A 516-nucleotide genomic window follows, 5' to 3' on the forward strand; every position below is an offset into this window, starting at 1 on the left:
GACCGGTGCACGTGCTTCGCTGCAGGCACAGGGCACGCTCTCGCACAACCTGGCCAACACCGATACCCCTGGTTTCAAGGAAGCCCTGGCCAATACCGAGGCGTTCCCGATCAAGGGCACCGGCTATGCCTCGCGCGTGGACGCCCTGCACGTCGACGCCGGCTTCAACCGGCGCATGGGCGCGCAGCAGATCACCGGCAACCCGCTGGACCTGTCGCTGCAGTCGGGCAACTGGCTGGCGGTGCAGGCCCCGGCGGGCGGCGGTGAGGCCTATACCCGTGGTGCGGCACTCTCGATCACCCCCAATGGCCAGCTGGTGACCGCCGGTGGCCATCCGGTGCTGGACGAGAACGGTGCGCCGATCGCCATTCCGCCGCACCAGGCCATGGACATCGGCAACGACGGCACGATCTCGATCATCCCGCTGGGCGAAGGCCCGCAGACCATGGCCAACATCGGCCGTATCCGCGTGGTCGCCGCGGCCGATGAACGGCTGGAGCGCGGCCTGGACGGGTT

General features: G+C 69.0%; 1 protein-coding gene. It reads left to right on the plus strand.

The features are described 5' to 3' along the window. A partial coding sequence (locus ACXJKJ_RS32255) for a flagellar hook-basal body complex protein (RefSeq protein ID WP_457395837.1) occupies positions 1 to 516 on the plus strand: 516 nt, incomplete at both ends.

Source organism: Roseateles sp. P5_E1, from assembly GCF_054049335.1.